The following is a 25793-nucleotide window of genomic DNA, read 5'->3' on the forward strand; positions in this document are numbered from 1 at the left end:
CGACATTAACTCGGTCGAATCTTGGTTTTTATTTGGTGTTTGTTTCGTTGTGTGCGTAAGCCAACGCAGCAACGATCGGTAGCAGCGCGAAGCACTTCACGCTGAAGATGGCGAACAGAAGCGCACCGCATCCGCATCCCAGTGCGAACACGGCGACGTTCGCGCTGAAACGGACCAGGCGGGAATCGATGGCCGATGCCTGCTCCTCGCTCAAGCCGCCATGCCACTTGTCCGCCAGGTCGAGCATGATTTGCGTGGTGGTGCCCGTCATGAGCGTCGAAGGCGGCGCGTAAGTAAGATGAACGCGATGCACCGCGTTCTGGATTGCCATGGCGGTGACGAAGATCATGCCCACGACGACCGTTCCGGTGTTGTCCGCATCCGGGAAAGGTCCAAGTGCCCACGCCAGCGATGCCCCTGCAATCAGGAAAATCAATTCCACCAGGAAGAGCGTTCGCAGAATGGGTTTGCCGAGCGACTTCAATTTGTAATGCAGAAGGCGTGCGCACACGACGACGACGCAAAAGACGGGGATCGCCAAAATCTTCGCCAACGTGCCACTCGTTCTGAATACGAGCGAGGCACCCAGCGTCACGAAGTTGCCTGTGACATGCGCGGTGAACAAACCGTGCAGCGCCAGAAATCCGGCCGCGTCGACATAGCCGGCATTGAAGCTGAGCAGGGTTGGAAGATTCGGCTTTTTCAACATGGTGCTACTCCGAATGATTTTTCTGAATCATGACGACGCGATGGAGAAATCCGTCAATGCGAAATACACACTCCCTCCCCTGCTTGCAGGGGAGGGCTGGGGTGGGGTCATTCAATCTTGCCCTGAGGCAAGTGCGAGCCACCCCCTCCCAACCTCCCCCTGCGAGCAGGGGGAGGAGATCAACTCCGCGCCTCATCCGAGCACGCCTGTATCAAACGAAGCGCTTCATAGTCACCATCCCCAGCGAAGTTCAAGCTCGAAGAAATCGGAATCGTGGCCGCCTGCGCGCCTGAGCGCCTCCGCTACCCAGTACCGATCGAACTCGGCGTCGAACGATAAGCTTCGCGAAACATTCCATGTCGCTTGCAACTGCCCGTAAGTGCTACTCCGCTTGCCAGCCTCTCCCGCGGTGCCAGGCACGGGCAGATCCGGTTGCACGTAGATGGCGTCATGCGTCGTCTGGCGCCATAGCAATCCCACGGATGCGATCAGCTTCAATGCCTGCAAGGGCTTCAGAGTCAATGACGGCTTGACGTGAATGAAGTTCGTGTAGCCCGTATAGCCGGACAACGTGACGTAGTAGCCGTTTGGAAAGAGCGGGTTGAACGTGCCCACATGGTTGTCGGACAGGTTGTGATCGCCGGATGCGGCATCCCACTGCAATCCGATGCGCGGCGCCCAGGGCAGGCCGGACAATGTGTATCCGCTTAGCGATCCGAAGGCCCAGGCGTTGACGTCCTTGGGCCCGATGCTTCCGTCCTGGTGCATGCCTTCAATATCCCAGTCCAACCCGTCATAAGTGCCGTTGTAGTGCACGTCGACGTTTTTTCGTGTCTCGTCGCCCGTGGCCGCGAGGAAGTGCACGTTGTCCTGCCTGAATTCCGAAAAGCTGACACTCAATTCGCTCGTCGCGCTCATCCGGCGCTGAGCACGAACGCCGCTGAAGGTGAGGTGACGGTTGCTGAAATCGTCGAAATCCGTTTGATTGCGGTACTGCACGGGCTGGCTCGTGAATCCCGTGAATCGCCAGTCCCTGGTTTCGTAGTCCGCCCAGATGGCATCGTAGGCCTGGCGCACGTTCGGGCCATCTCTGACGGACACGAATCGCTGCAGATCGAAGGCGATTTCCTGCCGCCCGACGCGCAGTTTGAATTCGCCGTCGCCAAGCTTCTTCTTGGTGTCCAGAAAGAACAGGCGCAGATCCAGCCGATTGACGTCGACGGGCGTTGGATGTTGAAGCCACGGCGCCAGGGCATTTTCCAGCTGCACGAAGACACGCGTGTCGGCGGTGATATGGGCGTCGGCGTGCAATTCCAGGCGATGCAATAGATAGTCCTGATGCTTGCCGCGCGTCACGCCGAACATCGGCGGGTCCGTGCTTACGAACCGCTCGCGCACGGTCAGCCCCAACGACAGATAGCTTTCAGGATCGGTGCTGGAGAGCGGAATGTATTTGAGTGCGTCGCCCGGTTCCCTTGGTATGCGAGGGTCGGCGAGCACGGACCAATCCTCCTCCCATCGATAGAAGTTGATCGCGGGACGCTGCGGCACAGGCTGGGCATTCGTCACCGATGGCGTCTGGTCGGCGACCATGGAGCTATCGGTAGCGGTGCACGCCATGATCAGCAGTAGTAAGCAACCCGTCGCCACGAATCACTCCATCAACCGGCTTAAAAAAGCCGGCACGCTGGGGGCGCGCCGGCTGCGGCAAAAGAGGCAACCCCAAGCAACCGCGTGGGACGCCGGCGCCTGGAAGAGGCTCAGTGCGCCTTGAGCGCGTGAATCTCGGCGATGTAGCCGCCAGGAAATTGCACCATGGCCGAACTGCGATCCGCGGAGTCGAAACGTGGCGAAAGGACCTTGGCACCGGCCGCCGTGGCCTTCGCCAGCGTCGCGTCGAGATCGCTCACTTCGTAGCCCGAGATTTCATAACCGAACGGATAAGGCAGTTGCCCATCGGTGACGTTCACCTGCATCTTGCCGAAGCCGGACTCGATGCGAATGCGGCGATAGGTCTGACCGGACTTGCCGATTTCGCCGGCGTCGGCCTTGCGATCGTCCGAAACGACCTTGCCGTGCGAGAAGCGCACAAAGTCCCGCACGAAGGTATCGGCCGTATCCGCCGACACGTAGACGCGATTGTCGGGCACGGTCTGCAAGGGATCGTAGTGCGGCGCCGTGAAGTGCCAATACAGCTGCATCTTCACGCCGCCGGGCCACTGGATCACCGCATCCAGTCCGATCGGATCCTTGAATTTGTCGACGATGACTTCCGCGCCGGCCGCGCGCGCCTCTTTGATCGCCTGATCCATGTCCGTCACGAGATAGCCGGTGCGCTCCTGCCCGAACGGATAAGGAATCGGCGTCAGGAAAGCGAACGTCGACAGCGTGCCTATCGGCGTCCACACGTATTGCGCCTGCGTGTTGGCGGGAACAGGCATGACGTTGAAGGTGCCGCGCTTGGATGGCTTGCCGCCGAACGTGGCGGTGAAGCTGTTGACGAAGGCGTCAAAGTCGGCAGGTGCGATATAGACGTGCGTCGTATCGTATTGCGGACCCACCGACACGCCCTGCGTTGCGGCTTCCTTGGCGCTTAGCGGCGCGAGTGCCGATACCGACCAGGCGATGGCGACGATGGCCGCCATCCGAACACCGGCGTTGAGCGATCGAGTAATCATGATATGCCCCATATTTAGATGCCACCCGGCTTCCGTCGACTCCGGGCCTTGTGTAGATACATCGCCGCGAAGGCAAATCCGGCCATCAAAGCAATGTGCTCCAGAAACGTATTCATCTCCGCCATGCGCTGCGCCCCTTCCAGCTTCCAGAAAGCATGCGCCAGGTAGGTGACGATCAACGTGAACACGGCCAACGCGCCTGCTCCAAGCCATGCGCGGCGATTGAAGATCACGGCAAACGAACCGCCGAGCTGCACGAGCAATAGCAGACCATAGATCGTCCACGATGGTGGCAGCCCCGTGGCCTGGAACTCCGCCAACGCCGCCATGGGATGGAACAGCTTGTTGAGACCGCTCCACCAATACGGCAGCGTCAGTGCGATACGCGCCAATACATCCGTTCCTCTCCATTCCAAAAGGATGCGGATCAGTTCGGGCGTATCGCTCTGTCGATTCGATGCGGACATCTCAGACCGCCCAGCAGGCGCAGCCCAGGGCGCCCCAGAACGACTTCAGATCCGCATCCGATATCGGCAGGTTCGTGGTCCATGCACGGGGATGATTGTGTCCATGCACCGCGCATCCGCCGCAATTGCAACTGTGCATCTGCCTGGCCGCCGCGGGCGCCGTGTCGGCACCCCACGCCGCGTAGCCGCCGTAACGACGCACGGGCGACCAATCCGGCATGGCGGGCGGTAGGGGCTGGTCGTCGAACTCCTTGAAGCCGTTCGCGCCGTACACGACTTTGCCGCCCACGATCGTCAGGTCGGAGGTGATGTCGGCGATGTCGCCTTCCGCGCAGAAGAAGAAGTCGCGCGAGGGCACGATGAGATCGGCGAGCTGTCCGACCTTGATCTGGCCCTTCGCCCCCTCCTCGTTGGAGAACCAGGTGACGTACTGCGTCCACATGCGCAGCGCGCGCTCGCGGTCGATACAGTTGTGCTGCGGATAAATCCGCATGCCGCCGACTGTCCGGCCCGTCACGTGCAACGAGAGCGATACCCACGGGTTATAGGAAGCGACCCGCGTCGCGTCCGTTCCGGCCGAAACGCGAATGCCTTTTTCCAGCATGCGTGCGACCGGCGGCGTGGCCTCCGCCGCAGCGACACCGTAGCGCTGGACAAAATACTCGCCCTGGTACGCCATGCGATGCTGGACGGCGACACCGCCACCGAGTGCGGCGACGCGATCCATGGAGCGCTCGGTAATCGTTTCGGCGTGATCGAAAAACCAGTTCAGGCCTTTGAGCGGAATATCGCGATTGACCCGCTCGAACACGTCGAGTGCGCGCGAGATCGTTTCGTCGTACGTCGCGTGCATGCGCCACGGCCAGCGATTCTCGGCCAGCACGCGCACCACCTCTTCAAGATCGCCTTCCATCGACGATGGCAGGTCCGGACGGGGCTGCCGGAAGTCCTCGAAATCCGCGGCGGAGAACACCAGCATTTCGCCGGCGCCGTTGTGCCGGAAGTAGTCGTCGCCCTGCTTGTACTTGGACATCTTCGTCCAATTGAGAAAATCTTCCTTCTCGGCCTTGGGCTTCTGGGTGAAAAGGTTATAGGCCAGCCGGATGGTCAGATGCCCCTCTTCGGACAGCTTGCGAATCACCTCGTAATCTTCGGGGAAGTTTTGAAAGCCTCCGCCAGCATCGATGGCACCCGTTACGCCCAGGCGATTCAGTTCGCGCATGAAGTGCCGCGTCGAATTGAGCTGGTATTCGAACGGCAGCTTGGGTCCCTTCGCCAACGTTGCATACAGGATGCCCGCGTTCGGCTTGGCCAGGAGAAGACCCGTGGGATTACCCGCACTGTCGCGCACGATCTCGCCGCCGGGAGGTTCCTGCGTGTCCTTGGTGTAGCCCACGGCGCGCAAGGCCGCTCCGTTGAGCAAGGCGCGATCGTAGAGGTGCAGAAGGAACACCGGCGTGTCGGGCGCCACGGCGTTGAGTTCGTCGATCGTCGGCAATCGCTTTTCGACGAACTGGTGTTCGGTGAATCCGCCGACGACGCGAACCCACTGCGGCGGCGGCGTGATCGCGACTTGCCGGCGCAACATGTCCATGGCGTCGGCCAGCGAGCGCACGCCGTCCCAGCGCAACTCCATATTGAAGTTGAGACCGCCGCGTATGATGTGCAAATGGTTGTCGATGAGACCCGGCAGCGCAGCGCGGCCTTTCAGGTCGATGACGCGCGTACCCGGTCCCGCCAATGCCATGACTTCGCTGTCATCGCCGACGGCCGTGAATCGACCGCCCGAGATGGCCACGGCGGTCGACGCCGGATTGCCCGTATCGAGCGTCGTGAATCGTCCGCCGCGCAGAATGAGATCGGGGACGGAAGTAGATGTACTCATGATGCATCTCCTCCTTGCGGGGGAATATCTTTGTCCTGCGAACTTTTTTTAAGTTGCCCGCAGGGCAATTCGCCGAAGACATGCGGTTTGACCTGGTGGCCCACCCATGCGCTGGTGGTGGCTTGTCGGCTCACCACCTGCTTGAACCATGGCGGAATCTGTTCGCCGATGAGTATCCCCAACAGTCCGACCAGTGCGATCACCGGCGGTGCCGGCGAGCGCACGTTGATCAATCCGTAGACGACGCCTACCAAAAGCCCGGCAGCAAGCGATAACAAGTAGGGTTTCATGGCGCTTTCTCACATGTGGCGAACGGACTCCGGCGATGCGACAGCTACTCGCGCCGGCGCTCAGCCACCTTGCGCGTGTAACATCGTCTTGGCGTAGATGAGGCCGAGGCCGTAACTGCCGCCGAAGTCCTTCGCGATACCGGTCGTGCTTTCGTAGGTCTCCGTGCGAGCCCAATCGCGCTGGAGTTCAAGCAGGTATTGCAACGCCGTCATGGGGCGCGCACCCGCTTGCATCATGCGGTCCAAAGCACGGTTGTGCGCTTCGGCGGAAACGTCGCCGCACGCGTCGGCCACGACATAAACCTCGAAGCCCTGCTCGATGGCCGAGAGCGACGGACCGACGATGCATACCGACGTCCACAGACCACCGAAGACGAGGCGCGTCTTGCCGATCGCATTGACCTGCTTGATGACGGCGGCATCTTCCCAGGTATTCATCGACGTGCGGTCGATCAATGCCTGCCCCGGAAACGGATCGGTGACTTCGGAGAACATCGGACCCGAGAAGCTCTTCTCCGCCACCGTCGTCAGGATCGTCGGCACCTTGAAGCTGGCAGCCGCGCGGGCAATCAGGCCTGCGTTATTGCGCAGCGTGACCGCGTCGATCGAATGAGTGGCGAACGACATCTGCGATTGATAGTCGATCAAGATCAGCGCGTGATCTTTGGGCGTCAGCAGCTTGGAACCGGGCGTGGGTTTTGCGGTAATGCTCATGACGGTGCCTCGATGTGGAGTGATGAAGTGTTCGAACGGAACGAAATCCTTCGACGAATTCGCACATCCTCGGATGAAGACGAACAAGATCACATGGAATGGCGATGGATCGCTTGACGTGATCCACCCGATGCACGCTCAGTGCTACGTGCGCGGCGAAGCCTTGATCGGCTATTGGACGGTCGATCGACACCAACCGCTGGTTGTCGCGTCGGGCAACCAAGGTCGATCCATCGACCCTTTCGCATCTTCGGTGACGTTGTTCGTGATCACTGCGTGGTAGAGACGCATTCTATCCATCGCCACTCTGCGAATCGCCCCCCGAACGGGTAGCTATTTGCCTCGCGCTTCAGCAACCGTGTCCCATTTGAAACACCTTGTACAAACATGGTCATCATGTTTGAAAGGAACGACGTTGCGAACGCTATTGTTGCGCTCCACGGACAAGGATTTTTTAAACCTTCAACGTGTCGTTTTGGTAGAATTGTCGGTCTTGTCTGCCACTAAGATGACGACGTTCCGGACTTCGCGCGATGCATTGATCTTGAGCCGGCGTCTCTGATGATCAAGTATTGGTACGACTCAGTTCCTCCAGCGGGAGAGGAACGATTCACAGGATCACTTGGCCGCATGATGATCTTCAGTCGCGGGCTTATTTTGTTGGGGATAGTCTCTCAAGAAAATCCATCTCCAACTCGCCCTCGTAAGTCTCGGCACCGGCCATCAATGCTTTCGTGACACATGCCTAGGCGCCATAGATTCGATATGGCCAGGGTTGCTTCTTGATTCAAAAACTCTTCCTAAGGACCCATAGGCCAAGCGGCCTCGCGATGTTTATGTTTAGACCGAAGCTAACGCAGCGCAGTCTTTATCGCTTGTAGGAGACTGACTGGGTATGTATAAAAGTTACGCGACTTGAAAGAGATTGGACGAAGCTCCCCGCGCCAACTACGTGCCTGGAATCACCCCGCATGACGATCCGTAGTCATTTTGTGCCGGAAGAGATGGGGATACTTCATTTCGTGTCGCACCATAAGTGCAATAGGGTCCGGGCGTTTTGTGGATGGGTGCTGGCCATCAGCATCCTTTTAGTGTCGTGTCAGACCCACGCCGATCCGCGTCCATGGACGCTCGATCGTTACCAGCATGTCGCATGGACCGGAAAAAGCGGTGCGCCTACGGGCGTGAGCTCATTGGCGCAGACGCCGGATGGCTACTTGTGGATTGGTACCGACCACGGTCTATACCGCTTTGACGGTGCTCGCTTCGAGCACGTTGAAGAAGAGTCACCCTCGAGACGCTCGGTCTTTGGCTTGTATGCCAGTACAGATGGCGGTCTATGGATCAGTTACGAATTCGGCGGTGTGAGTTTTCTCAAAGACGGGCATATCGCGCATTACGGTCCGGAAGCCGGACTTCCTGCTCACGGCCAAATTGAAGGGTTTACTGAAGATAGCCATGGCGCGATTTGGGCTTATGGCGCGGGCTATCTCTACACACTCGTCGGGGGACATTGGAAAAATAGCGGTGGCGACGCAGGACTCAAGAGCAACTACACGGCGTTCTTGTTCATCGCGCGAGATGGTGCCCTTTGGGTGGGCAGTGGTGAAGGGTTGTTTTACCGTGCCGCGAATGCCAAGCAATTCGTGCCCCTGGAGAAGGGGAATGTGAGCCACATCGCACAGGCCTCCGATGGAAGCATATGGGTCGCGCATTTGCGCGGAGCCATCGAACGCTGGACAACCACGACTGCAACGCCGACAAGGACTGCCGGAAGCATAGCGACGACGTCCGCAGGGCACATACTGTTCGATGGTCAGGGCGGACTTTGGATCAATGGACTGGGCGACGGTGTACGTCATATCGCGTCCAATGCGATCGATCAACAGACGGATCTGTCTGCGCTGAACGCAAAGATCGAGCTGTTCAACAGCTCCAACGGACTCAGCGGCGACTACGCGTGGCCACTGCTGATCGATCGGGAAGGAAACATCTGGGTCGGCACCGGCGCCGGCGTGGATCGATTCAGTCGCAGCAATTTCACGCCAGCCCCCTTCCCGTCAGGCACCCACGACTTCGCATTGGCTGCTGGAGCGGATGGATCGGTTTGGACAGGAAGTTCCTCGAAACCGGTCATGGAACTCAAAGACTCGCAGGTCAAGACGTTCGATGTGCCGCCTTACACGCTTGCGGCATACGCTGACCGCGACGGTGTGGTGTATATCGGAGGAGCCGGCGGCATCTGGAAGATGAGCGATGCGGGCGCCGAGCATCTGACAAATCGCCCCAATGCCGATGCGGCGCCATTCGCGCTTGTCTTGGCCATGACCAAAGACTTGCACGGTACGTTGTGGGTCTCGGTCGGCGGCACATCAGGGTCGGGGCTATACACATGGGCCAATGGCCAGTGGAGGAAATCGTCTATCAGCGGCACGCCGCGCGCCGACTTTACCGATGCCGACGGACGAGTCTGGTTGGGCTACAGGGACAATCGCATGGTCGTCGTCGACGGGGATAACGTCACCACGTTAGGCCCCGATCAAGGCGTGGCGATCGGCGATGCGAAAGCCTTTCAACAGGATGATCATCGCTTGTGGATAGGGGGCAGCGAGGGACTCGGTTACATGGACGGGCTGCGTTTGAAGATGGTGAGCCTGGCTGATGATGGCACGCTGAAAAACGTCACGGGGATGGTGTTCTCGACGCAAGGTGATTTGTGGGTTCATACGCTGGACGGCGTCTTCCAGCTGCCGGCAAGGGATGTGCATCAAGCCGAAATAAATCCGTCGTATCCGATGCATTTTCGAAAATTCGATACGCTGGATGGACTACCTGGCTCCCCGGCATTGCAGTTTCCGCTACCGTCGGCCATCCGAAGTGCCGACGGAAGGCTCTGGTTCGCGACCAGTAACGGTGTCGTGTGGCTCGACCCTGCGCAATTGATCTCCAATCCCTTGCCGCCTCAAGTGGCTATCGATTCGGTCGAGGCGGATGGCAAGACCTATGCGTCCCATGACGGGCTGATATTGCCTGCGCATACCGAGAATCTTCGGATCACCTTTTCCGTGCCGAGTTTGACCATGCCGGAACGCGTGAACGCAAAAATTCGCATGCGTGGCCTGGACAAAGATTGGCGCGATGTGGGCTTGCAACGCGAAGTAAGCTATTCCCATCTTGCGCCCGGACACTACCATTTCGATGTCATCGGGGCCAATCAAGATGGCGTCTGGAATAACGCGGGTGAAAGCGTTGAATTCAGCATAAAGCCCACGTTTTATCAAACGCTCTGGTTTGAAGTGCTCTGCGCATGCCTGGCGGTTCTCGCACTTTGGCAGGCTTTCGCATTTCGTATCCGTCAGGCCAATCGTCAGCTGCGCGTTCGCCTCGAAGCACGGCATGCAGAGAGGGAACGGATCGCGCGCGATTTGCACGATACGCTGCTGCAGAGCTTTCCGGGGTTGTTGATGAAAATGCAAGCCGGTGTAAACAGGCTTCCGGAAGATGCAGCCGAGCGGCAATTCCTGAATCAGACACTGGAGCAAGCGCGCAAGATTGTCGTGGAAAGCAGGGATCAGGTGTCCCGGTTGCGATCCGAAGAGTACGGCAATCTCGCCGATGTTCTATCAGCCTTTCCCACAGAACATGCAAACCGCCTCGGCATGACATTGAACGTGTCGATAGAGGGACGGGAGCGACATCTCAAGAAGGAGATTTTTGAAGAGGCTTCGTTCATCATGAAGGAAGCCATGTGCAATGCCTATAAGCATTCCGGTGGAACTCAGTTGACTGTTCGTTTGGACTATCGACACGATGTACTGATTTTAGAGGTACACGACAATGGCACCGGCATTGATCCAGCCATCCTGAATGCCGGCGAGCGGCCCGGACACTGGGGATTGATGGGTATGCGCGAGCGCGCCAGACAGATGTCGGCGAAACTCTCCATCGAGTCTCCATCCAGGGACGGAACTCGCGTCACGCTCTGCATACCGGCGCGCATCGCCTATGCGACGGTTCCGAGGACTAAATTTTTTTCCCGGTTTGGGAACCGCGCTGCCGAGAAGTGAGTCATCACGCGACTAGTTGGGTGCCGGACTGAATTGACCGGGTACCCAGCTCTGCAACCCGCATCGTAGCGGCACCCCCATCAACGTCTCGCTTTGCCATAAGTCCAAGATGAAGCCGCAGGCCCATGCTTGCTTTATTACTCCGCAACGTCGGGCATGATCTGCCCCATTTCCATGGCTTGGCTGGGAGAAACTTCTTGTATGCCTATGACGATTTGATCGTCGGGCGCACCCGTCGCCGTCTGAAATATGCTCCACAACTGAAGCAACAATCCCTTCTTGTATTCGGCTGATCGTCCGGATCGAATCAGCAGCGTAAGTGCCGCGGCAGGTGCTGGCTCGCCGGCGGTGAAGCCATCGCCGGGCGGAAAATCCTGAAACACGACATGCACCCAGTTTTGCGGCACGCCGGCATATTCGGCATGAAACGACGTCAGCTGTTTCGCCAGGCGAGCCTTGGCCGCCTGATCAAGCGTTCCTTTCTGTGTAACTAGCGTATAGAGAGGCACGTCGATGTCTCCACCATCCTCAACGGGCCGTTTCCGGCTGCCTCCCTGTCTCGCGCAATGCGAACGACACCAACAGCGCCAGCGCGATGACTGCCACCCAGAACAATCCCGACTGGAAGAAATGAAACTCGGGATTGGTCACCGACAAGCCCAATGTCTTTCCGAAACGATTGGAAAAGACCGGACCGAGCAACGCGGTGACGCTGAACGTGATGAAGTTGATCGCGCCCGTCGCGCTGCCTTTGACGTTATCCGGATTGACTTCCTTGATGATCGTGTAAGGAATCATCGCCGATCCCGACGCAATGCCGAATACGAGCAGCGTGACCCAACTGGGCACGGCGGTGGGAAGGAAGGTCAGCTGCAATGCGCATACGAGCATGGCGCTTACGCCAATAATCAGCGCCAGCTTTCTGCGATGCAGGGTATCGGCCAGCCAGCCGAAAAGCGGACAACCGAAGACCCAGCCAAAGGGAACCATCGAGATGGCGAACACGGCGTCGTGGTAGCTGAACAACCGGTCCACCTGGAACATGCGAACGCCCCACACCATGTCGCCGATGGTCGTCGGCGCAAAGAGCAGACCGGAAACGATGCCGCAGAGATACGATTGCGGATTGCTGAGCACGACTTTATAGGGCGTGAGGAAGTTGCGCTTTTCGCCGGTCGCGGCTGCGTGCTTCTCGCTTGGCGTCATGAGCAACAGACCCACGGCGACCAGCAGCACCACGACACCCATGCCGACCCAGAATTGCCCGATACCGACCATGCCGTGAATAAGCGGCCCCACGGCGATTTGCCCCATGGAACCGCCCAGCATGCCGAAGCACTGCGTGAATCCGATCGCCGTGGCGAGTTTCTTGGCGGAAAAGCCGTGCGACGCCAGGTACACCGCGCCGGTAAAGGCGAATGCCGATCCCGCACCTTGCGCGAGACGCCCGACATTTCCCATGAAAGACTGAGGAATGGCGAAAAGCAGGCAGCCCAGGGCAAGCACCGCCATGCCCGCCGGTACGACGTAGCGGGCGCCGAAGCGATCGAGCAGGACGCCCGCCACCAGACTGGTGGTGGAATAGGTGTAGTAGTACGAGCCCAGGATGGCGCTCACGCCGAGTGCGCTCACGCCGAATGCCTGCGACAGCTCGGGGATCATCACGGCCGGCGCCGAGCGCGAAGCGTATTCCAGGAAGTAAAAGATGGCGGCGAATCCCCACGCCATGGCGTAGGCGGTTTCCAGCTTTCGCGGCGATTGGACGACTGCGGCTTTGACGCTCATGGGGACACCTTGATGGTCTGCCAGCTCCCTTCCAACTTTATCGACGCCGCCACTGCCGTTGGTCCCCCAAACGGGTAGTTATGTGTCTCAGGCGGTAGCAGTTCCGTTCTATTTGCAGCATGGTTGTCCAAACAAGCTGTACATGCTTCAAAGACGGTGCTTTTCGGTGTCAGTGTTCCATCCTCGCCTCACAAAAATCGCTGGTTGCGGTCACCCGGGGTGTGATGCCTAATAGGTACTCGCACATCTTTCGGTGTTGCTCCATGGGCATGCATGCCATCGGCACGGAAGCCCTTTCAACGCCCAGGCGATGGGTTGTCGGCCGGATTCGGTCTCTGCGTTCGTCCTTCGCGTGCCTGCTTGTGCTCGGCCTGTGCCTTCCACCAGCGGCCATGCCGGTCGAGTCGGCCCATGTCGTCGTCCCGCTGTCTTCGCAAACACCCTTTCGATTGCAGCTGAGCCAGCTTCAGCATCGCGCCTTTTCATCCAGGGACGGCGCTCCCTCCAGCAGCCAGGCCATCGTCCAGACGCCGGATGGCTTTCTATGGTTCGGGACGCAAAACGGGCTGTATCGATTCGACGGCGTCCGCTTCGATAAAAGCGTGACCCGCCTGCTGCCCACGCCGAACATTCTCTCCCTTTACGCGGAGCCGAACGGCGACTTGTGGATCGGCTACACGTTTGGCGGCATCAGCGTGCTCCATGGCGGGAAGGTGTCGAACACTCCCGCTTCCGCCTTGCCTGGCGGAAGCGTCGTGGGCTTCGCGCGCGCGTCGGACGGAACGTTGTGGGCTGCAACGACACGCGGTCTTGCGTGGCAGGAAGGCGATCGCTGGGAAAGGGCGGGCGCCGCTCAAGGGTATCCCGACCAGCATCCGCAATGGCTCGGCACGATCCACGGCGAGATCTATCTTTTCGACGTCGACGACGCCTACGTACTCGACCAGCAACAGCATCGATGGCGCGCTGTCGATCTGTTGCAAGCCCAGCACGATCTCATCGGATTGCCGGCCAACGTTGCGCTGGCCAAAACCAATCCCTATTGGGCAAGCCTTCGCGACCCGTCCGGCGCACTTTGGTATACGCGCGCGGATCAGGAAGGCATTACGCGCGTACGTTGGAGCGACGGAAGCGCCTCGCCCACGTCGGAAGAACACTTCGATCAACGCGACGGACTGACGGGCCAGTTTGCGCTCGTTTATTTCATGGGTCGCGAATCGAACGTGTGGGTGGCGACGGAAGGCGGTGTCGACCGCTTTACCGTCGGGAAATTCACACCCGTGCGCTTTCCGAACAGCATGACCAACCTCACCCTCGCTGCCGATAAGAAAGGCGGCCTATGGGTTGGCAGTCTTCGCGAAAATGGTTTGTATATCCAAGGCGACCACGATCCCGTACGCGTAGCCGGCTTTGGACTCGGCGCGGATTGTTCGACCGTGGATAGCCACGGCGTCGTCTGGATGTCGGGAAGCAACGATCTGGAAACCTACGACGGCTCGCGCGTTGTACATGTTGCTCCGCCACCCGGCACCCTGATCGACAACCACGGCGAGCAGGTCCTGCAGGCCTGCCAGGGCATCGCGAACGACGCCGCGGGCGATATGTGGGTATCCATCGTCAAAGTGGGCGTCTTCCGGTTGTCCAAGGGAAGCTGGTCCCTCAATGGCGGCCTGAAAGCGTTGCCTGATGGGCCGGCCATTCGCGTGCTGGGCGACGAATCCGGCCGCATCTGGCTGACGTATCCCGGCAGCCGCATAGCCGTTGTAGACCATGATCGCGTCACGCTCTACGACAACAGGAATGGCTTGAACATCGGAAATGTCCTCAGCCTCTATGTGCGCGGCACGCACGCCTGGGCTGCCGGCGATCGCGGCGTCGCCTACCTGACACCCTCAGGCATCTTCGCGAGTCTGGTGGGCAAAGGCGACGACACCTTTCAAAGCGTGACGGGCATCGTCGAGACGCGAACCGGCGAACTCTGGCTCAACGCACCTGATGGCGTCTATCGGATAAGTGCGGAGGAGCTGGCGAAGTGGCTCAAGCAGCCAGCATATCAACCAGGCTACGAGCTCTTCACGCAAACGGATGGCATCAACGGCGTTCCCCTTCCCGTTCGTCCCGGGCCGACGATGATCGAAAGCGCGGACGGACGCATTTGGGTCGCGACCAAGCAGAATCTTTCCTGGATCGACCCTGCTCATATCCGCCGCAATGCGATCGCGCCGAACGTTTTCATCAGCACCGTGACGTCGGCGAATGCAAGCTGGCCCGCAACGCCCTCGCCGCGGTTGCCCCCGGGCACGCACAACATCCACATTGCTTATACCGTACCGCTGCTGTCCATGCCCGAACGCGTGCATTTCCGGTATCGGCTGAAGGGCGTGGATGAAGACTGGCAGGACGACGGTGGCCGGCGCGAGGCTTTCTATACCAATCTGCAGCCCGGCCGCTATCGCTTCGAAGTCACGGCGCTCAACGAAGATGGCGTGGCCAGCGTGCAACCCACCGTGCTGAACTTCACGATCGCGCCAGCCTTCTACCAGACCCTCTGGTTCAAGGCATTCGTGGCTTGCGTCGCCTTGCTCATCCTTTGTCTGATCTACATGCTCCGCGTGCGGTTTGTCGAGCGACGCTATCAATTGCTCATGGTCGAACGCCACTCGGAGCGGGAGCGTATTGCGCGCGATTTGCACGACACCCTGCTTCAAGGCATGCAGGGCATCCTCCTGCAGGTGGAGATGCTTTCCACCAGCCCCGATCTATCGGATGCCCAGCGACTCCGAATCACCCGGATAGAAGAGAAGATGCGCAGTTCGCTGATCGAAGGACGCGATGCCATCAGCGCGCTTCGGCAGGCGGATTCCGATCACGCGGACCTGATAGAAAAGCTCAAAGCGATCGGCAGCGACGCGTCGACGTATTCGGATACCCATTTCTCCATAAACGTCGAAGGCGAAGCACGACCGCTTTGCGGCATGCGTTGCGATGAAATGATCGCCATTGTGCGGGAGAGCGTCATCAACGCTTTCAAGCACGCCCAAGCCGAATGGGTATTGGTGTCGGTCAGCTACGCGGATGACGCGCTCATCGTGGATGTCACGGACAATGGCGTCGGCATCACCGAAAAAACCATCCATGACAAGCAGAAAGAGGGGCACTGGGGCATCGCCGGCATGCGCGAACGCGCGGCGAAGCTCGGTGGCCGGCTGACCATCCGGCCCGCTCATCCACGGGGCACGACGATCGAACTGGTCTTGCCCTGGCAGACGATCCAGGCAACCCGCGCATTCATCCGGAAGCGCTGGCATTTCGGCGATCACGACGACGATCACACGCATCCTTCCGTGGATTGAGATTTTCGCCAGGCGCGCTCGGCGGCCATCGACGCGGCCGGCGACGCCATGCGGTGCAGCCTTGTATGCATGTTCTTCACACAGCGCTTCGTGAAACCATGGCGACGGACGGCGAGACATGGATTTCGTCCAACGTCAGGCAGACATGTACAAGCCGGCCGCGTCCCTTTGGGGTAACGTCGCGGCATCCGCTGGCACTCCCGTGCTTGGGTCGTCGCCGATGTGCCATGCACCGCCGATTTGTCATGTCCCGGCAAATCGCGCCCCGTCTTCACCATTAGGGAGATCATCATCATGGCCATGTCCTCCGCCGAATACGTAGCCAAAGTCCTTGAACAGGCAGGCGTCAAACACGTTTACGGCGTCGTCGGCGATTCGCTGAACGGGCTGACCGATGCCTTTCGCCGCAACTCGATCGAATGGCTGCACATGCGCCATGAAGAAGCCGCGGCTTTTGCCGCCGGCGCCGAAGCGCATCTGACCGGCGAGCTGGCCGTGTGCGCGGGCAGTTGCGGTCCCGGCAATCTCCACCTCATCAACGGCTTGTTCGATTGCCATCGCAGCGGCGTACCGGTGTTGGCGATCGCCTCGCATATTCCGAGCAGCGAAATCGGCATCGACTACTTCCAGGCGACGCATCCGGAAATTCTCTTCAAGGAATGCAGCCACTATGCGGAGCTGGTGTCCAACCCGGCGCAGCTTCCGCAGATACTGGGCCGAGCCATGCGTGCGGCCGTCGGGCGGCGCGGCGTGGCCGTCGTCGTCATACCGGGCGACGTTTCTCTGCGGGATGCCGTTGCGGAAGTACCGCGCTGGGTCACGCCGACCAAACCGGTCCTCCACCCATCCCTGAAGGATCTGAAGCGGCTGACCAATCTGCTCAAGGAAGGCACGCGCGTCACGATGTTCTGCGGCGCCGGCTGCGCGGGCGCCCACGATGAAGTCGTGGAATTGGCGCGCCGGCTGAAAGCGCCGATCGTGCACACGCTGCGCGGCAAGGAATACATGGAGTATGACAATCCATACGATGTCGGCATGACCGGGCTCGTCGGCTTCTCTTCCGGCTACGCCGCGATGAAGGAATGCGACACGCTGCTTCTGCTCGGCACGGATTTTCCCTACCGTCAGTTCTTCCCCAAAAACGCGAAGGTGGCGCAGATCGACGCGCGTCCGGAGGCGCTCGGCAATCGCTGCCCGCTGGATCTTGGCCTGATCGGCGATGTTCGTGAAACACTGCAGATTCTGCTGCCGTCGGTCGCCGAAAAGACGGATACCAGTTTTCTCGATGCCTCGCTGGCTCACTACAAGAAAGCCCGTGAAGGATTGGACGAGTTGGCCGATCCGAGACGCGGAAGCGACGTCATTCATCCCCAGTACGTGACCAAGCTGGTGAGCGAGCTGGCGGCGGAAGACGCCATCTTTACCTGCGACGTGGGCACGCCGATCTTGTGGACGGCGCGTTACTTGAAGGTCAACGGCAAGCGCCGGATCGTCGGCTCGTTCAATCATGGATCGATGGCGAACGCGATGTTGCACGCCATCGGTGCGCAGGTCGCCTGCCCCGAGCGCCAGGTGATTTCCATGTCCGGCGACGGCGGCTTTGCCATGATGATGGGCGATTTCCTGTCGCTGACGCAGCTCGATCTTCCCGTGAAGATCGTCCTGTTGAATAACGGCACGCTGGGTTTCGTCGAGATGGAGATGAAAGCCAACGGCTTCCTCGATTCCGGTTGCGACCTGATCAATCCCAACTTCGCGCAAATGGCCGACGCCGTCGGCGTCAAGGGCATTCGCGTGGAACGTGCCGAAGACCTTCGCGCTGCATTGACCGAGGCGTTTTCGCACAATGGCCCCGTGCTGGTCGACGTGGTCAGCGCGCGGCAGGAACTGGCGATGCCGCCGAAGACGACGTTCGACGAGGCTTACAAGTTCGGTCTCTTCATGATCAAGGCGGTGCTCGATGGGCGCGGCAGTCAGCTGGTGGATTTGGCGAAGGTGAATCTGTTGCGCTGATGTCTTGAACGCATGCTGCCCCTCCCCCTGCTTCGCAGGGGGAGGTTGGGAGGGGGTGGCGCTCTTGCTTCGTACTGACAGGCTTCACCCCACCCCAGCCCTCCCCTGCTGCACGCAGGGGAGGGAGTGTGAAGTGCTTGACGTGTTTTTAAAGTCGAACGTCACTTCGCCGAGTGATCGACCAGCGTCTTCAGATCGGTCACGGAATACGACACCGACATGCGATAACCGTTGCCGCATCGCACCGGCGCGAGATCCGACAACTCCTCGTTCTCGCACTCGGGCAGCGTCAATTCGCCCTTGCCCATCCATGCGTCGGCCACGGTGAAGTTGTCCATGACGGACTCCACCAGCTCGTGCACGGCGGGACGCTCCCATTGCCCTGCGGCGAGTCGCGGGAAGTGGCGCAGATTGATGGTGGGGCGCGAGCCCAGGGCGGCGGGATCGGTCACCGCTTTTTCGAGCGTGACGAGCCCTCGCGCGATGCGCTGTCCGGCGGTCGAGGCACTTGCACCGAATCGGCCCCCGGGCGCGAGCTTCGGCGAAGCGGGCCCGCTCGCGGCAAACAGGCGCGTCTGCAGGATCGTGCCGTAGCGCTTGGGGAATCCCTGTGCCCAGCCGCGCGCAATCGCCGCATCGTTGTCGACGAAGATGTAAGGGCAGAATGCAACAGGCTTGCCCTGGAACAAGGCGTCGACGAGTACAAAGAATTCCCGGTACTGGTAGCGCGCCGGATCGAGGAATTCGTCGTGCGCAGCGGTGTACTGCCAATCGATGAAATAGGCCTGCGCATGACCTTCGGCCTTGACGTCCGGCTGTAGCTCTGCGGGCAGAAGGGACGCGACGGCATCCGGACGCGCCCAGAAATCGATGATGAGAAAATCGCCGGCATAGTGCCAGGGCGGCGGCGGCGAGATGTTGGAAAGGCCACGCGGCGTCATAGGAACGAAGAAATTGCTCTTCATGCATCCACTCCCGGATGGTTGCCAGATGAGATCGCGGCCTATCTCATGACCACGATCGGGGGCGACTATGGCATTCGGCGCCCAACCGATCTTGGACAAAGGTGACGGCAAAGGCCGGAAACAAACGCTGCACTGCACGCGGAGATCAGGTCTCGGGTATTCCGCACAGGTTTTCCACCACTTCCCAGAGGCGGTCTTCTTCGCCATCGGCAATGACCTGGTAGGCATTTCTTCCTTCCAGGTTTCGGTGCCGCATACACATCCACCGCACGGCACGCGGCCTGTCGCCCAGCGCGATGATCAGCATGCGGGAGAGATCGCCCTGCCGCTCTTCCAGCATGGAAAAAGCCGTGAGGGCGATTTGCTCGCGCGTGGCGTGGAGTTCATCCAGCCGCGTAGCCATATCCTTGAACGAATCGACGTGACGCATACGCAAAAACCTCTTCTCAATCGCGCTCACCACAGCGGATGGAACGCAGAAAACCGATCACCAGGTCTGCGCTGCCTTGCATCACGAGCTCCTGCGCGGTCATGCCTCCAAGCTCCAGGATGTGCACCGACTCGTACCACTCCTCGACACGGGAGAGATCGCTGTCGATGGCCATGGCCAATCGCGATATATGGACGAAGGCGACATGGATCGGGCGATTCAGCGACGACACTCCGGCCCTTTGCGGCGACCATGACTCCACACCGCTTCTCATAGTCATGGCTGTGCCCTTACAACGTAGATGAAGGTTACGTTACGTCAGCCGACACCCGGTTTCTTGCATCTTTTTGCGCGTGCATGTGTATTTCCGCCAACGTCATGCGGCATCGATTTCGCGGATAAGCGCCCCGTTCGCCCCGCCCGATCCCCCATGGCCCGATTTACCCTTTAGAGCATTGAAGTCTCCCCCTGCCCAGCGCATAGTTCCCGTTGACCTGGAAGGCGACCTGACTTTTCCATCCTCTTGTTTAGACGGAAGTTTCGCAGGTGAGTCGTTTGAACGAGAAGAAAGAACGATATGGAATTCTCGTCGTGGACGACCACCCGGTGATGCGGGATGGTCTTCGCGCTGTCATTGAACAGGAGCCCGACATGGAAGTGGTCGGCGAGGCAGCCGACGGCAGGGAGGCGATCGGGCAATTCCAGAAACTGTTTCCCGACGTCATGCTGATCGATCTTCAAATGCCCGAGGTCGACGGCCTGCAGGCCATCACGACCATTCGCAGCGAGTTTCCCGATGCGACCATCATCGTGCTGACCACTTTTCCCGGCGATGCGCGCGTGGTGCGTGCATTCACGCTTGGTGCAACCTCTTATCTCCTCAAGACCGCGCGCCGCGACGAAATCATCAAGGCGATTCGCGGCGCGCTTGCCGGGCGACACACCATGGCGCCGGAAGTCGCACAGGAAATCGCCAGCTATACCGGGCACGAAGCGCTGACGGAACGGGAAATCGACGTGTTGAGGCTGGTGGCCAAGGGCCGCAGCAACCGCGAAATAGCCGATGCCTTGTGCATTTCGGAAGACACCGTCAAAGCCCGCATGAAAAGCATCATGGGCAAGCTGGGTGCCGAGGACCGCACGCACGCCGTCATGATCGCGATCCGGCGCGGCTTCATGGACTCGCAAACTTAGAGCTCGGCTCAACACATGGCATGGGCTCTTGGCAGCCCCATGCGCGGGACGGATCGCCGGCAAGGAAACGGCGATTATTAATCTTGCGTTTTTTACGCCCGGGGTTTCCGGTTTGTCGACCAAAAAACCGAAAGAAGACCGGGCCACAACGGAGATTTCACGACAGGGCACGCCATCTCGCCTAATGTCCTCACCAAAAGGACGAATCACACGTTGAGCGGATAATGGGTCTGCTGGGTGAATTAGGTGATGAGTGCTTTTGACACGCGACGTGCACCGGGATTCATCCCGACAGCGTACGTGACTGAAGCCATGTTGCTCCGCTTCAGTGCTCTTCACGACGGTCGGAGGATGGATAGATGAATCTTTTGCCCGTTGCGCATAGCGCAACTACTCCTGTCGCTCTCGGATGGATGCAGGACTGGCACGATCTCGATGCCCCTGATGAGGCACTCCGGACGCTGCTGGATTCGGCCTGGCGTGCCGTGAGCGCGATGAATGGCACCGAGCTGGTTGCCGTCACGGCCCTGTTGCGTCATGCCGTCATGCAACAGCATCGTTTCCGTCACGATTTCCCTTGCGACGAAGTGGAAACGTTGCTGGCGATGGGAAGCCTCTGGGAAGACCACATCGAGGAAGCGATGTTCCGTGCGCAATCGGTATTGGCGCGCGGCACCGCGGCGCGGTACCGGTCTGTCCTCGCGGCGGTCATGAAGTTTTGCTTTTGGCGGACGCGCGACTTCATGCCGTTCTACGAATTGTCTCGCGGAAAAGCGCCGCGCAGCCATGCCACGTCCTTGCTGATGGCAACCGTCGATCTGTCCATCGAAGCCGCGGCGGAAGCCGAACAACTGCGCTTCAAACTGGCCGAACGCCTGGCCAGGGATGCGTTGGTCCTCTGCAGCACGTCGGCAGGACCGCAAGCGTATGCTTCGCTGCTTCCCGTCTCCATCCTTGCTCAATTGCAATACGAGGCCGGGTCGGTGGACGAAGCGGATGCCTTGTTGCGAGGTCGCCTCACGGCCATCGAAGAGAGCGGCGCGGTCGAGAGCGCGCTCATCGCCTATATCCTGTCCGCCAAAATTGCAGCCGCGCGGGGAAACCAGAACATCGCGTTGCTGCTCCTGCATCGCGGCGAGGAAATAGGCCTGCAACGACGCTGGCCCCGGCTGGTGCTTCGCTGCAAGGCGGAAGAAGTCGCCCTGCGCATCCATGAGGAGCGCATCGATCTTGCCGAGGCGGCACTGGCACAAATGAGGCGTTTTTTCGACGAACTCGATGCCAAGGCCCGTCCCACGAATATCGATGCATGGCCCTTGCAAATGGCCAGCCTGCGCCTGCAGATCGCGAACGGGCCAAGCCTTGGCACGGCGCGATCGCTCGACGATCTGCGTAACGCCGCCTTGCATCGCAATCATCCCGCCATGGTCGTCAAGCTGACGATTCTGCTCTCGAGTGCGCTTTACTCGCTGGGCAAGATCGCATGCGCCCACGAGGAGCTGCTCGCCGCGTTGCGCCAGGGCGCCGACGTCGGACTGTTCCGCAGCTTTCTCGACGACATGCCGCTGATCGAAACGCCTCTCAAGCAGCTTTGGCGATCTTCCGAAACCCGAAGCCTTGGCCATCTTGCGCCTTACGTCGGACGGCTGCTCGCGGCACCCTCGGTGCATCCGTCGGCCCGGAAGAAGTTCAGGACCAATCACCGGCTTGTAGAATCGCTGAGCACGCGGGAGACCATTATCCTGCGCTTGATAAGCCTGGGGCTTTCCAATAAATCCATCGCGCGCGAACTGCAGATCACGCCGGAAACGGTGAAGTCGCATGCCAAGCACATCTTCATCAAGCTGGCTTCCAAGAATCGCGCCGAAGCCGTATCCCGGGCGACCGAGCTGGGGCTCATTTAAAGACGCGACACTCACATGTGTATTAGGGGCGGTTGAATGAAGGAGTTCAAACCCTTTCGGCTCGATCCGGCCAATCATCAGCTGTGGCGGCTTTCCGATGAGGGCGAGCTTGCTTCCGTCACCATCACGTCGAAGGCGTTCGACGTACTGCGTTACCTGGTCGAGCATCCCGGGCGTCTTGTCTCGCACGAAGAGCTGCTTGAAGCACTGTGGTCCGGTGTGGCGGTTCAACCCGAGGTGCTGAAAGGGCACATGTTGGCCATCCGCCATGCGCTGGGCGACGACGCGCAGCGTCCGCGTTACGTGGAAACGCATCGAGGTCGCGGATACCGCTTTATTGCGGAGGTTACCTCTGCGCAAAAGACCGACAACCGCCTTTCGCCCGCACCCGCATCAGTCCTTATCGGCAGAAACGCGCCCTTGCTCGCTTTGCGCGAAGCGCTCGCTCAGGCGTACAAAGGCCTACCCAAGATCGTATTGGTGCGTGGAGACGCCGGCATCGGCAAAACCGCCTTGGTCGAGACGTTTTGCGGTGATGTGTCCAGTCAGCATACGTCGCTGTCGTACGGTCGTTGCATCGAAGGATTCAGCGGCGCCGAACCCTTCTATCCCATCATCGAAGCGCTGTCCCGGCTGATCAAGGGAGCGAGCGGCAGCAAGGTACAGGACGCCCTGATCGCCGTGGCGCCTTCGTGGGCCAGCCAACTGGCTGGCCTTTTGTCACGCGAACATCGCGCGCAACTGCAGAAAGTGGCGCATATCTCCGCCCGCAGCCGCATGATCGGCGAGTTCTGCGAGCTGCTCGAAGTGCTCGCCGAAGACGAACCCTTCGTGCTGCTGCTGGAGGATCTTCACTGGGCCGATTTTTCCACGCTCGATCTGATTTCGGCGTTCGCGAGGCGGAAGTCGTCCGTCAAGCTGCTGCTGCTTGCCACCTATCGTTCCGACGAATGGGCGGCGCGCGGACCGGTGCTCGGGCAGCTCGTCAACGAACTGCTGCTGCACAAGCTGTGCGAATCCATCCATTTGACCGGACTGGATCGACAGGATATCGCGGAGTATGTCTGCGCGGACGACACCGAAGAAGGCCGATCGTTTGTGCAGCTTCTCTTGCACCGATCGGGCGGCAACCCGCTGTTCCTGCGCGCGATCCTGGAGCATTTGCAAAGCCTGCGGATGGTATCCAACGAGCAGGGCCGATGGAAAAACGAGGTACCGCTTGCCCAGATCCGTTTCGAGATACCCCAGACGATCAGCCACGTCGTCGAGACGAAAATCAGCACGCTCGACGATGAAACGCAGCGCGCCCTGGAGGCGGCCAGCGCGGTGGGCGATGTCTTCAATCCCATCGTGGCCGCTACCGCCGCGGGCCTCAGCGCGCGTCGGTTCGAGGAAGTCTGCGAGACCTTATGTCGGACCCGGACGTTCATTCATCGCCACGACATGGATACGCTGGGTAATGGCGAAGTAGTCCGGCTCTACCGGTTCAACCACGCCCTGCTCAGGGAGGTGCTGCTGAACCGGCAGGGACCGCTTCGGCTGGCGCAAAGCCATGCATTGATCGGCAAGGAATTGGAGAAGTCGTATCCCAGCGAACTGAAAGCGCACGCCGCGTTCCAACTTGCCGAGCAGTTTTCCAATGCGCGCGAGTGGCCCAAGGCGCTCACCTATCTGAAGATCGCACTGCAAACCGCCAAGCGCCGTTATGCGCATCAGGATGCGCTGGCGATTCTCGACACGGCCGATGCGATCACGGTCCACCTTTCCAATGGGGAGCGCGAATTCGCCCAGGCCCTGTTGCTGGAAGATCGCGCATCCATCTATGCGGCCAACCACGATCCACGGGCGATGCAGGCCTTTACCAATCTGGCGCAGATGTCCGAACAACTGAGCCTTCCGGATATCCAGGCGCGCGCGGAACTTGGTGTGGCCTTTACGCTGAGTTGGCAGGACGCGGCTGCATGCGTCCCGCATCTGGAAAGCGCCTCCCGCTTGAGCGCGGCGCAGGCCGAGCCGCAGCTGAAGGCGCGGATCAGGCTGAGCAGCGCCGCGTGGCGAATGTGGATAGCAGGATGGGATGCCGAACAGGCCCGGGTTTGCGAGGAAAACCTGATCCCGCTGAGGAACGGCTCCGACCGTCAGATCACGGCCTGGGGATTGATCGAATACAGCATGATCTGCCTGATATCCAGCCGATACCGCGAGTGCCTGGAAACCGTGGATACGAATCTGGAGATCCTCGTGCGGCATGCCGCGGACCGGCCCGAGTTCAATATTTTTCGCGCCATCTGGATGGCCCACCTCGGCAGGCCGTGGGCGTACACATTGCTTGGAGAATGGGGACGCGCGCTGAAGGAGTTCGACGCGAGCGAGGCGCTCTTTGTCGGCAATGCTAATCGCTACAGCATTTGCACCCTGGAGACGCTGCGCGGATTCCTCTACCTGATGGCCGGGGACTATCAGGCCGTCAAGGACATCTGCGGCAAGCTCGGTTTCTACAAAGACAAGACGGGCCAGCAACCGTCCGCGCTCTATACCTTGGTGCTTACGAATGAGATCCGGCATTGCAAGCTGCTCGCCGGTGCGGCGGAGGCGGGACTCGGCGACCTCGCCGGAGGAATCGACATCCTGAAGCAGCTCGAACAGGACACGCTCGCGCAACCGGTCATCACGGACTGGTACTGGCTGTTCGTGCTGGAGTGGTCGCTAGCCAATGCCTTGTTGCGATCGGGCGATGTCGCGCAGGCGCGTCTGCACGCCGATCGCATGATCGACCGATCCGATCGCACCATCGAAGTGACGTGGCGCGCCATGGCACGCGAGGTGAGATGCCGCATCGCCATGGAAGAAGGTCGTCTCGACCAGGCATCCCGCCTGATCGACGACGCCCTGCATATGATTGACGTCGTGGGCGCCCCGATAGCCGATTGGCGCATTCATCGCACGGCCGCCCAGCTGCTTGATTTGCAAGGCGATGGCGCAGGCGCATCGCTTCAGGCGCAGCTGTTCCACAGGAAGGCGCATCGCGTGCTCGACAGCCTCCCTCCCGGTCATCGCCTGCGGGAAAGCTTTGCGCGCCTCATGGCGTGATCGACATCGCAGGGCGTGTCCCCCACGCGGGGGATTGGCGCCCGATTTCCCACGATCCAAGATGGAATCGAGGCTCGCGTCAGCGACGCGTTGCCTGATCGTATCGACGTTACAGAAATGAAATGAGCGCGCACGCTCGCTGCGCGGCTTTTTCGTCATTGAGGACGGTAGCTGTGTAGCGTGGCTGTCATAGGGAATCCATCTACCCTTTCGGGTAATTCGATGTATCCCTTTGCGTCAACAAGTGTA

The 25793-nt window shown here is 60.0% G+C and carries 19 protein-coding genes; 7 read left to right on the top strand and 12 right to left on the bottom strand.

What is annotated here, in order from left to right:
• Window positions 1–28: 28 nt before the first annotated feature.
• The 7 genes from DWU99_RS10780 to DWU99_RS10810 all read right to left on the bottom strand — a co-directional run bounded on the left by DWU99_RS10780 (window position 29) and on the right by DWU99_RS10810 (window position 6743).
• Window positions 29–709 carry a YoaK family protein gene (locus tag DWU99_RS10780; protein ID WP_115478021.1) on the bottom strand — a complete coding sequence of 227 codons (681 nt, stop codon included), beginning with the start codon at window positions 707–709 and terminating at the stop codon, window positions 29–31.
• Window positions 710–940: 231 nt separating this feature from the next.
• Entirely contained in the window at window positions 941–2359 is a 1419-nt protein-coding gene (locus tag DWU99_RS10785; RefSeq protein ID WP_199535767.1) for an alginate export family protein, read from the bottom strand.
• A gap of 110 nt (window positions 2360–2469) precedes the next feature.
• A complete protein-coding gene (locus DWU99_RS10790) occupies window positions 2470–3387 on the bottom strand; it encodes a VOC family protein (protein WP_233511044.1) in 918 nt (305 codons plus the stop codon).
• 14 nt (window positions 3388–3401) lie between these two features.
• Window positions 3402–3854, bottom strand: a complete 453-nt coding sequence (locus tag DWU99_RS10795) for a DoxX family protein (protein WP_115478023.1) — start codon at window positions 3852–3854, stop codon at window positions 3402–3404.
• Window position 3855: 1 nt separating this feature from the next.
• Complete coding sequence (locus tag DWU99_RS10800; protein WP_115478024.1) at window positions 3856–5739, bottom strand: amidohydrolase; 1884 nt, start codon at window positions 5737–5739, stop codon at window positions 3856–3858.
• Window positions 5736–6029, bottom strand: a complete 294-nt coding sequence (locus DWU99_RS10805) for a XapX domain-containing protein (protein ID WP_115478025.1) — start codon at window positions 6027–6029, stop codon at window positions 5736–5738. Before DWU99_RS10805 ends, DWU99_RS10800 begins: the two co-directional genes overlap by 4 nt.
• A gap of 60 nt (window positions 6030–6089) precedes the next feature.
• On the bottom strand, window positions 6090–6743 hold the full coding sequence (locus DWU99_RS10810; protein ID WP_115478026.1) for a hydrolase: 654 nt from the start codon (window positions 6741–6743) through the stop codon (window positions 6090–6092).
• Between the two features lie 118 nt (window positions 6744–6861).
• On the opposite strand from DWU99_RS10810, the gene DWU99_RS10815 reads away from it, so the two are divergent.
• Together DWU99_RS10815 and DWU99_RS10820 are read left to right on the top strand one after the other, a co-directional pair.
• Entirely contained in the window at window positions 6862–7026 is a 165-nt protein-coding gene (locus tag DWU99_RS10815) for a hypothetical protein (protein ID WP_158543266.1), read from the top strand.
• 688 nt (window positions 7027–7714) lie between these two features.
• A complete protein-coding gene (locus tag DWU99_RS10820) occupies window positions 7715–10810 on the top strand; it encodes a sensor histidine kinase (RefSeq protein WP_115478028.1) in 3096 nt (1031 codons plus the stop codon).
• A 137-nt stretch (window positions 10811–10947) separates the two neighbouring features.
• Here the strand turns inward: DWU99_RS10820 and DWU99_RS10825 are convergent, their stop codons facing one another.
• Together DWU99_RS10825 and DWU99_RS10830 are read right to left on the bottom strand one after the other, a co-directional pair.
• Window positions 10948–11319: a tautomerase family protein gene (locus DWU99_RS10825; protein WP_158543267.1), complete on the bottom strand. Its 372-nt coding sequence runs from the start codon at window positions 11317–11319 to the stop codon at window positions 10948–10950.
• 19 nt (window positions 11320–11338) lie between these two features.
• Window positions 11339–12595, bottom strand: coding sequence for an MFS transporter (locus tag DWU99_RS10830; protein ID WP_115478030.1), 1257 nt, complete (start codon window positions 12593–12595; stop codon window positions 11339–11341).
• 263 nt (window positions 12596–12858) lie between these two features.
• Here DWU99_RS10830 and DWU99_RS10835 point away from each other — a divergent pair, with 263 nt between their 5' ends.
• Window positions 12859–15948 (top strand): sensor histidine kinase, encoded by a 3090-nt coding sequence (locus DWU99_RS10835; protein ID WP_158543268.1) that lies wholly within the window; start codon window positions 12859–12861, stop codon window positions 15946–15948.
• Between the two features lie 294 nt (window positions 15949–16242).
• Window positions 16243–17961 (top strand): ubiquinone-dependent pyruvate dehydrogenase, encoded by a 1719-nt coding sequence (poxB, locus tag DWU99_RS10840; RefSeq protein WP_115478032.1) that lies wholly within the window; start codon window positions 16243–16245, stop codon window positions 17959–17961.
• A 161-nt stretch (window positions 17962–18122) separates the two neighbouring features.
• On the opposite strand, the gene DWU99_RS10845 is transcribed toward poxB, so the two are convergent.
• From DWU99_RS10845 to DWU99_RS10855, 3 genes are all read right to left on the bottom strand, one after another.
• Window positions 18123–18926 carry an acetoacetate decarboxylase family protein gene (locus DWU99_RS10845; protein ID WP_115478033.1) on the bottom strand — a complete coding sequence of 268 codons (804 nt, stop codon included), beginning with the start codon at window positions 18924–18926 and terminating at the stop codon, window positions 18123–18125.
• Between the two features lie 145 nt (window positions 18927–19071).
• Entirely contained in the window at window positions 19072–19356 is a 285-nt protein-coding gene (locus tag DWU99_RS10850; RefSeq protein ID WP_115478034.1) for a DUF2384 domain-containing protein, read from the bottom strand.
• Window positions 19357–19372: 16 nt separating this feature from the next.
• Window positions 19373–19636: a hypothetical protein gene (locus DWU99_RS10855; RefSeq protein ID WP_147292913.1), complete on the bottom strand. Its 264-nt coding sequence runs from the start codon at window positions 19634–19636 to the stop codon at window positions 19373–19375.
• 302 nt (window positions 19637–19938) lie between these two features.
• On the opposite strand from DWU99_RS10855, the gene DWU99_RS10860 reads away from it, so the two are divergent.
• The 3 genes from DWU99_RS10860 (at window position 19939) to DWU99_RS10870 (ending at window position 25544) form a co-directional block, all read left to right on the top strand.
• Window positions 19939–20550 carry a response regulator transcription factor gene (locus tag DWU99_RS10860; RefSeq protein ID WP_199535777.1) on the top strand — a complete coding sequence of 204 codons (612 nt, stop codon included), beginning with the start codon at window positions 19939–19941 and terminating at the stop codon, window positions 20548–20550.
• Window positions 20551–20909: 359 nt separating this feature from the next.
• Window positions 20910–22454, top strand: a complete 1545-nt coding sequence (locus DWU99_RS10865; RefSeq protein WP_115478036.1) for a LuxR C-terminal-related transcriptional regulator — start codon at window positions 20910–20912, stop codon at window positions 22452–22454.
• A 36-nt stretch (window positions 22455–22490) separates the two neighbouring features.
• The gene (locus DWU99_RS10870) at window positions 22491–25544 is read left to right on the top strand and encodes an ATP-binding protein (RefSeq protein ID WP_115478037.1); all 3054 of its coding nucleotides are present in this window, start codon (window positions 22491–22493) and stop codon (window positions 25542–25544) included.
• Window positions 25545–25793 lie beyond the last annotated feature (249 nt).

This window comes from Dyella psychrodurans (genome assembly GCF_003363265.1).
In the GTDB taxonomy this organism is placed as follows: Bacteria; Pseudomonadota; Gammaproteobacteria; order Xanthomonadales; family Rhodanobacteraceae; genus Dyella_B; species Dyella_B psychrodurans.

Coding starts and splice junctions, on each gene's coding strand:
- DWU99_RS10780 (WP_115478021.1), bottom strand. CDS start 709: ATGTTGAAAAAGCCGAATCTTCCAACCCTGCTCAGCTTCAATGCCGGC.
- DWU99_RS10790 (WP_233511044.1), bottom strand. CDS start 3,387: ATGATTACTCGATCGCTCAACGCCGGTGTTCGGATGGCGGCCATCGTC.
- DWU99_RS10795 (WP_115478023.1), bottom strand. CDS start 3,854: ATGTCCGCATCGAATCGACAGAGCGATACGCCCGAACTGATCCGCATC.
- DWU99_RS10800 (WP_115478024.1), bottom strand. CDS start 5,739: ATGAGTACATCTACTTCCGTCCCCGATCTCATTCTGCGCGGCGGACGA.
- DWU99_RS10805 (WP_115478025.1), bottom strand. CDS start 6,029: ATGAAACCCTACTTGTTATCGCTTGCTGCCGGGCTTTTGGTAGGCGTC.
- DWU99_RS10810 (WP_115478026.1), bottom strand. CDS start 6,743: ATGAGCATTACCGCAAAACCCACGCCCGGTTCCAAGCTGCTGACGCCC.
- DWU99_RS10820 (WP_115478028.1), top strand. CDS start 7,715: ATGACGATCCGTAGTCATTTTGTGCCGGAAGAGATGGGGATACTTCAT.
- DWU99_RS10830 (WP_115478030.1), bottom strand. CDS start 12,595: ATGAGCGTCAAAGCCGCAGTCGTCCAATCGCCGCGAAAGCTGGAAACC.
- DWU99_RS10835 (WP_158543268.1), top strand. CDS start 12,859: ATGGGCATGCATGCCATCGGCACGGAAGCCCTTTCAACGCCCAGGCGA.
- poxB (WP_115478032.1), top strand. CDS start 16,243: ATGGCCATGTCCTCCGCCGAATACGTAGCCAAAGTCCTTGAACAGGCA.
- DWU99_RS10845 (WP_115478033.1), bottom strand. CDS start 18,926: ATGAAGAGCAATTTCTTCGTTCCTATGACGCCGCGTGGCCTTTCCAAC.
- DWU99_RS10850 (WP_115478034.1), bottom strand. CDS start 19,356: ATGCGTCACGTCGATTCGTTCAAGGATATGGCTACGCGGCTGGATGAA.
- DWU99_RS10855 (WP_147292913.1), bottom strand. CDS start 19,636: ATGACTATGAGAAGCGGTGTGGAGTCATGGTCGCCGCAAAGGGCCGGA.
- DWU99_RS10865 (WP_115478036.1), top strand. CDS start 20,910: ATGAATCTTTTGCCCGTTGCGCATAGCGCAACTACTCCTGTCGCTCTC.
- DWU99_RS10870 (WP_115478037.1), top strand. CDS start 22,491: ATGAAGGAGTTCAAACCCTTTCGGCTCGATCCGGCCAATCATCAGCTG.